The organism is Anaerolineae bacterium (assembly GCA_016931895.1).
GTDB lineage: Bacteria > Chloroflexota > Anaerolineae > 4572-78 > J111 > JAFGNV01.
Window position 1 is genome coordinate 1 of record JAFGDY010000086.1, and the last position, 7170, is coordinate 7170.

General features: G+C 49.8%; 5 protein-coding genes. 1 reads left to right on the forward strand and 4 read right to left on the reverse strand.

Annotation, left to right across the window (positions count from 1 at the left end):
• From JW953_06850 to JW953_06865, 4 genes are all read right to left on the reverse strand, one after another.
• Positions 1 to 1263 (reverse strand): alpha-xylosidase (locus JW953_06850; protein ID MBN1992406.1); only part of this gene is annotated, 1263 nt, incomplete at its 3' end.
• 237 nt (positions 1264 to 1500) lie between these two features.
• Positions 1501 to 2424: a carbohydrate ABC transporter permease gene (locus JW953_06855; protein MBN1992407.1), complete on the reverse strand. Its 924-nt coding sequence runs from the start codon at positions 2422 to 2424 to the stop codon at positions 1501 to 1503.
• Positions 2425 to 2477: 53 nt separating this feature from the next.
• Positions 2478 to 3110 (reverse strand): sugar ABC transporter permease, encoded by a 633-nt coding sequence (locus tag JW953_06860; GenBank protein MBN1992408.1) that lies wholly within the window; start codon positions 3108 to 3110, stop codon positions 2478 to 2480.
• A 571-nt stretch (positions 3111 to 3681) separates the two neighbouring features.
• A complete protein-coding gene (locus JW953_06865) occupies positions 3682 to 5103 on the reverse strand; it encodes an extracellular solute-binding protein (protein ID MBN1992409.1) in 1422 nt (473 codons plus the stop codon).
• Positions 5104 to 5618: 515 nt separating this feature from the next.
• Here JW953_06865 and JW953_06870 point away from each other — a divergent pair.
• Entirely contained in the window at positions 5619 to 6659 is a 1041-nt protein-coding gene (locus tag JW953_06870; GenBank protein MBN1992410.1) for a LacI family DNA-binding transcriptional regulator, read from the forward strand.
• Positions 6660 to 7170: the final 511 nt, after the last annotated feature.

A 7170-nucleotide genomic window follows, 5' to 3' on the forward strand; every position in this document is an offset into this window, starting at 1 on the left:
ATCAGAAATAACCTTTCCCTTTTGGGCGGGATTGGGAGCCACATAACCTTTTTCAACCGCCATCTCAAAAAGTTTGTTGCCCGGCCCTAAATTAGGCATTTGCCATAGGGTGATACGGTAGCCATCGTCCCGCATGTCTTTGATGAACGTTTCGGGACCGGGAAAACGCTCCCGGCTGAATTCCCACTCACACACCCAATCTTTGGCAAACCAGCCTGTATCGAGATGGAGTACGTCGCACGGAAAATCACCTTCCCGCAGTTTTTTGGCCACGGTCCGCACTTCTTCTGCGGAGAAGTAAGTCATCCGAGACATCCAGGTACCGTAGCTCCAGACAGGCACGTCCTGGGGAAAGCCGGTCAAACGGCGATAGTTGTATACCACCTGTTCAACCGTGCCGCCGCCGATGATAAATAGATCCAATCCCGGTTCTTCCACCAGCCCTTGGGCCGCCCGCGTGGAAATATCGGCCAAAGAAAGCCGCATGTGGGCCGAGGAATGGATGAATAACCCATACGGACGGCTGGTCAGGTAAAAAGGAATGTTTTTGTAAGCACGGCGGTTGTTGACGCCAAGACCATCGGTGTTTTCCAGGGTAAACGTGTGCCCGGCCAGGTCCAGCCGGGCAAAACGCTCGCCGGTTCCCGTGAATTTCTCGTTGGGCTGGGCGTGAAAGGAAAAGAGCGCCCGATGGGGAATACCCGCCCGTTCAACAAAGGCCATCGCCATAGAATCGTGTTTTTGGGGAAAAAATTGGTCGTAGGCCATTAGGGGGACGCTTGTTTTGCCGTCGGGGAATAACTCAATGTCCAATGTTTCGTCAGGCGGGGGTTGAAGATCGCTCCACATTTTGATGGGAGGTTCGGTTACGTTGACCTGCATTCGCAGCCTGTCGTGGCTGTCTCTGATTTCCCAGCCGCTGTCCGTTGTCTGCACCGACAAGACTTCAACAACGAGCGAATCGTGCATCTCTAACATGGGACTGTCATCATCGGGCAACGCATCCTCAAAAGCTATTGACAGGCGTATGATGTTATCGCCATAAGCTCGCACCCGCAGCTTGTATTCTTTTCCGGCAATTTCCGAATTGGCCTCAACCACCAATCCCTTTTTCTGGGCCTGGAAGGGGATAATCAGAAAAACATCACCGTTCGACGCGCGACTGATGCCGGTCGGGCGGCAAGCCCGCCAAAGGGTGTCGTCTACTGCTTCCGGCGCGTCGAAATCCAATATGTCAATCAAAAAATCATTGGCCTGTTTCATTGGGATTTTCTCCTAGGTGCGATGTGGTTGGATTACACTTGTTGCTTAACAGCCCCGGAAGTCATTCCAGAGACAATGAATTGCCGGCCCGTCAAACAGGCCACAATGACCGGTAGGATGGTTAACAGAATGTCTGCCGAAACCAGACTCCAGTCAGCCTCATACTGTCCGGAAGGATTACGAATCTCCTTCCTAAAATCATCGTTTAAAAACTCAGACTCTAGCCCCCAGGCCGCCTCACCCTTTGATTGAACCGGTGAACGCGCCCCCAACGACATAGCGTTGAGCGACCAGAAATACAATCGCCACGGGCACTATCATGATCAACCCGAATAAGGCGGCTTCGGCTTGTTGATAACCAACGTAGACACCGGGGCTGGGATTGAATCCGGGGCGGATGGCGGATGTGGCTGCGACAAACTGCTGCAGCCCGACCGGAAGGTTAAAAAGCGTATCGTCATTCAATAGAACATAGGGGCCAAAAAAATTATTCCAATTCGTGGTGAAATTGATAAAGGCCAGCAAGCCCAACAGGGGTGTGGCCAGCGGCAAGGCGATGTGCCAGAACACTTGCGCTTCGGAACAACCGTCTGCCCGCGCCGCGTCGAGCAATTCCGGAGGCAGGCTGGAGGCGTAGTAGATATAGGTCAAGTATGTGCCAAAGGGGAAGAAGGCTGACGGCAAAATGACAGCCCACTTGGTGTTAATCAAATGCACCAGATTCAGTTCCATAAATAAGGGCAAGACCAGGGCCGAGGGTGGCAGCAACATCGTAATCAAGGTCAGCCAGAGCAATAGACGACGACCTGGAAAGCGCGCTGCGGCTAAAATGTAGCCCGCGGGAATGCAAGCGGCCAGGGACAGAGCCAGGGCCCATATCGCGTATTGGATGGAATTGGACGCCCATACCAGCACTTCGCCATCCTGATACTCCATAATTCTCTGCCATGCTTCCCAAATACGGCGGAGCGAACCAAAGGCCAGGGGGTTCAGCTCAAGAAGTTCCGGCGCGCTTTTAGAAGGCGCCAGAACAAGCCAGAGTAAGGGTACGACGAAATACACAGCAAACAACAACAACACCGCCCAGCGCAGGCAAAACCCAAAGATTCCAATTTCGCCGCCGGTGCTTCTCTTCCAGAGAAGCTTCCATCTCTGCCGCATAGTTGGGCGAGAGTCAAAATACATCTGATTGAATTGCGACATGCGAAACTCCATTAGTTTTCAATATTGAAAAAACCGGTCCAGCTGATTATCACATAGGCGGCCCCCAGTCCAATTACCAGCATCAACAGCGACAGCGCAGAAGCGGCAGCAAAGTTTCCCATCTCAAAAGCGAAGTTGTAGGCCAATTGGTTGGGCGACCAGACCATGGGCACATTGGCGCCAACGCCAACGTTGGCGTTACTGCCCAAAATCTGAGGTTCCACGAACAATTGCACATTCCCGGCAAAAATCAAAATGAATTGATAAATGATATAAGGGCGGATGAGCGGCAGTTTGATATGCAGAATTTTCTGCCATACATTACAACCGTCAATGGTGGCCGCCTCCAAAATTTCATTTGAAAGACCTTCCAACGCGCCATATTGAATGGCAATCCAAAGACCTGCGCCGGAGAAGAAACCCATAAGGGTGAAGATCAATGGCAAGCTGCGAGGGTAGATTACATCGTTGAGCATGTCAAAGCCCATGCCCTTTAAAAAATTCTGAAAAGGGCTGATACTGGGATCCAGCATAAAAATGGCAACCAGCACCAGGATGGGGCCTGTCACTGCGCCGGGTATGAAATAGAGGGTGCGCAAGCCTGTGGTCAACGATCCAGGGCGCATTTGTAACAATATTGCCAATATTACCACCATGGCAATCCCGAGCGGTACTGAGATTATCAAAAACTTTGCGATGTTGCCAAAAGTAAAGATGAAGCGAAAATCATTAAAAACGGTATGGTAATTGCTAAACCCGGCTGCAAAATAGTCCGGCACACCGGCGCTGAAATCGGCGAAACTGATCAATAGGGCGTAGAGACCCGGGCCAAGACCGAAAGCCAACATGACCAAAACATATGGCAACACGAATAAATAGGCAGACAAATGCCGCCGCCAGCGGGAAAAACCCGGGATACGCGGCCTGTTCGCCGCAGTAAAAAGGGGGGATACTGTTTGATTAGTCAAGGAAAGCTCCTGTGGACTGCTGCATCTTCCCTGAAAGAAGATGGAGGGCAGGGCGCATTTCTGTGAGCCTTAGGGCTAAGGATTAAGCCCAAACTTAGTTTAGGACAACTTTCGCATTTAGGGGTGAAATTGTTCCTTATTTTGGCTCTGCATTATGGAAGTAATTTATTTCCAATCCTTAGTATTCCGAAATACGCCCCGCCTTCACTTGCGTCTAAGAATTACTTGAAACTAGCCAATGCCGTCACTACTTAGTGACAACCTGGTACCCATGCGTTTCCGCTAGCGGGGCGATCTTTTCTGCCACTTGCGGCAGACTCTCTTCGACCGTTATCTCCTCGGTCAACGCTGTCTTAACAACCTCACTCAAGGGGGCGATGAGGTCAAACCGCGGCCACTTGTCGAGTGGCGTAATCTGGGTGGCGGCTTGCGCATAGACTGGGAAGGGGTCGTTGGCAAAGAGCGGATTGCTCGCCACTGCTTCCTGCCACAGAGATTGGATGGGTTCGTACGCCGGGAAATTGGTGGTCCCTGCCCAGAGATCAGGGGAGGTGGTGACCCACTGGACAAAATCCGCAGCCAGTTTGGGATTCTTGGTATGGTTGGAGACAGTCCAGGCTGCGCCACCCATGGCCGGAGTCTGGGCTTCAGCATCATCTTCCCATTTCAGCGGCGGGGCAACCCCGAGTTGATTTTCAGATGTCTTATACCAGGAGCTATCCTTGTTGCCGCCAAAGACGCCAAACATCCAGGCCGGCCCCCACAGCGTCAACAGATGGTCACTCGAGACGATCTGCGCCCATTCGGCTGACCAATAATCGGTATTGAACATCGTACCGTTGGCCAGCATGTGGTCAACCAGTTTCGCCGCGCGGACGCAACGTTGGTCTGTCATATCGATTTTGAGGGTGCTGTCATCAACCAACTCATGCGAGGGGCAACCGCTGGCATCAAAATAGCTGATGAACGTCCAGCCATCCCCCCAGGTCCCCAGATAATAGTCAGGATGTTCCTTGGCCACCTTGTCGCTGAGATCCTGAAACTCCTCCCACGTGGTGGGCACAGTGTAACCAAACTCGTCCATGAGCGGTTTGTTATAGTACAACACAAACATGGCCAGGTCATGGCGCAGGCAGTAGACCTTGCCGTCAAAGGTGCAGGCATCTATCCCGGCATAGCTGTTGATTACGTCGGCGGGTACCCAATCCGTCAGATCAAGCGGGAAATGGTGCGCGTCATCGGCCACCCGACCGACAAGACGGGGTTCCGCAAAAACCACATCGGGCCAGCCCTGGTTAGTATTGTTGAACAGCAGAACTTTTGCCGGGAACTGCTCACGGTCAACCGTCACCGCCTTGAGGAGATCGGCTTTATCTGGATGGGCCTCAACGTAAGCATCAAAGGCGGCTTGACGATCCGCATCAATCCAGACCGTGATGGGGGCATTTTCGTCATAGGGGCTTACTGTCGGTTCGGGCGTGGCGGTCACCACTACCTGTTCTGTGACGGTTTCCCCTTCCACAATCTTCGTGACCTCAACTTCAACCTCAACCACTTCCGGCGGAGCAGTCACAACTACTGTAACGGGAGCCTGAGTGCCGCAAGCCGCCAGCAAACCAGTAATCAGTACAAGTGCAAAAAGAGTTAAAACGAGCTTTTTGATAGGCATTTTTTCTCTTTCCTTTCAATGAATATTGAACGAGTTGTAAGAAATATTATTGGTTTAAAAAAGCATTTATTGATTTTTGGGGCGCACCTCCTTTTGAAGAGACTTAAGATATTTGGTATGAATGATACCGTTTGGATGAAAGGCATCCGTTCCACTTCTGCAAGATTAATACAATTATTTGGAAATGCTACCGGTAGCATTTACGAAAATGCTTACAAAGCATACCACACTTTAATTTGAATGTCAAGGGCTAATTGAGGAAACTTCCCGGAAGCTCTATATAACGTTCAAGAAGCCAAAAAACCTTTGATGTTTGTGGTTTTTTCTGGACAAAGCGGCACGAACTTCCGGGATGTTGGACTTTGAACATGCCCTGGAGATTATCTAAGCCATTGACAGATATTCTAAACCGTGATATGCTAAATCCGCTAATGTTTTATGACAATACATCATTTCGTAAGCATTTACGGTAAAGCTTACGGAATTTATCCCTACAAAAAAAGTGGAGATTATCCTTGAATAAGAAACTGACTATTGCCGATATTGCCCGGGCCGCCGGGGTTTCGCTGGCCACTGTTTCCCGAATTCTGAACAATAAACCGGATGTTTCAGAAAAAACTCGCAAACACGTTCTAAAAATTATCGAAGAGCAGGGGTATACTCCCCAAACCCAATGGCGGCAGATTGCTTCGGGGAAAAGTCGAACCATTTCCATGCTCTATCCGCGAGATTATGCTGCTTTTAACCCCCTGGCCCTGCAATTCATTGTAGGGGCAACGGAAGCATGCGAGGAAAAAAATTACTTCTTGAACCTGATTACCCGGTCTATGACTGAAACCAGTCTTTTGGGGATGTACCGTAGTGGACAAACCGACGGAATGATTTTAATGGAATTACGCATGGTCGATTGGCGCGTGGAACTACTACGCAACCATCAGCTACCGTTTGTGGCTATTGGCCACTGCGAAGACAATACCGGCATAAGTTATGTGGACCTGGATTTTGAAATACTGGTAGTGAATGCGGTCAAATATTTGTTCAACCTGGGGCATAGAAATATTGGCTTTATATCCATTGTGCCGGATCCAAAACGTAAAAGATATGCCCCCACAGTCAGAGCAGCCGAGGGCTATTCCCAGGCCTGTCTCAAATATGAGCTGCCGCGGTTTTTTCGCGAAACCTATATGGACACAGAAGATGTCAAACTTGCGGCCCTTAGTTTGTTAGACGAACAGCCTCAAATCACCGCTATTGTTACGGCTAACGATGCGGCCATTGGGGGCGTGCTGAATGCCATACAAACGCTGGAACTGCGCATCCCGGCAGATATATCGGTTGTGGGTCTAACGACCGATCAGGTAGCCGAGATAATCAGCCCACCTTTAACTGCCTTCCGCTTTCCATCCCGGTCGATGGGATACCAGGCAGGGCAAATATTAGTTGATAGGCTGGAGGGCATCAATAACGAGATCAAACAGGTCCTGATTCAACCCGAATTGGTTACACGGGGAAGTACCGGCCCCGCGCGATCAACAGAAGTTCGCATTGTGGCATAATTCCAGTAGATACGATTGAAAATCATACTTAATTAGTGAAGTAGACCCCTTGATTTTTAAGGTTTTATTGTCCCTCAAAATCTGATAAAATTATACCGAATGACATACCGGGTTTAGCCTTATGCAACTTAAGCGAAACTCCCGACATTGTCAGTATGGGCGCTGAATGCCAGAAATTGGCGCTTACCTAAATTGGCAAAGTTTATCAGCATTCATATTTGATTAGCCCAACCAATCTAGAACCTATCTGTAATTTGGGAGTGTAGTTACTTTGCCCGCCAAGTTACTGAGTTTGAAAGCTCGAATAGTTATACGGGTAGACACTTAGTCGAAAGTGTATGCTAGGCGTATTCTAATGTCAAAAAATAACAAACATCGTCCAACGATAGCCCTTCTCATACCCAATGTTTATCGGGCCAATGAAGAATTGGTGTGGCAAAATGCTATGGAGGCGGCTCGGGAGAACGGGGCGAATCTGATCTGTTTTGCCGGGGGATATCTTGACATTCCC

What these genes read in the sequence shown, in the direction of transcription:
- JW953_06855 (MBN1992407.1), bottom strand. Translation starts at nt 2,424, where the DNA reads ATGCGGCAGAGATGGAAGCTTCTCTGGAAGAGAAGCACCGGCGGCGAA.
- JW953_06865 (MBN1992409.1), bottom strand. Translation starts at nt 5,103, where the DNA reads ATGCCTATCAAAAAGCTCGTTTTAACTCTTTTTGCACTTGTACTGATT.